The organism is Puniceibacterium confluentis (assembly GCF_007923445.1).
Lineage (GTDB): Bacteria > Pseudomonadota > Alphaproteobacteria > Rhodobacterales > Rhodobacteraceae > Puniceibacterium > Puniceibacterium confluentis.
The window spans coordinates 1-524 of the sequence record NZ_VOJI01000134.1; the positions used below are offsets into that span (position 1 = coordinate 1).

Annotated in this window: 1 protein-coding gene; it reads right to left on the reverse strand. The window is 74.2% G+C overall.

Annotated elements, in window-relative coordinates:
* Nucleotides 1-4: 4 nt before the first annotated feature.
* On the reverse strand, nucleotides 5-524 hold a 520-nt coding region (hemH, locus tag FOY53_RS22865; protein WP_146592556.1), incomplete at its 5' end, for a ferrochelatase.

A 524-nucleotide genomic window follows, 5' to 3' on the forward strand; every position in this document is an offset into this window, starting at 1 on the left:
TCGCTCACGCCGCCGCTCCCGTCCTCTGGTCCCTCGCGCATTTCGGCCAACAGGCCGCGCACGCCCAATCGCCCGCCGGCCGGACCCCGCCGTCACGGGCCAGGGCCTCGACCGCGATCCGCGCCAGGCCGTCGATGAACACCCGATCCACCCCCAGGGCCGGAACCCGAACATAGGCCGGACAGCCCAGGTCGGCGGCGAGGGCGGCGTATTCATGGTCCAGCTCGACCAGCGTCTCGACATGCTCGGAGACGAAGGCGATGGGGGCCACCACCACGCCCAGGCCCTCGCGCGCCGCCTGGGCGATGGCGTCCGGCGTGGCCGGGCCGATCCAGGCCATCGGTCCCACCCGGCTCTGGTAGCAGACGCTCCAGTCCCAGGCCGCCTCCAGCCGGGCGACGACCGCCGCCGCGGTGGCCTCGATCTGGGCCTGGTAGGGATCGCCGCCGTCGACCACCTTCTGCGGCAGGCCGTGCGCCGAGAACAGCAGCCGCACCTTGTCGGGCGAGCCCGCCTCGCGCCAG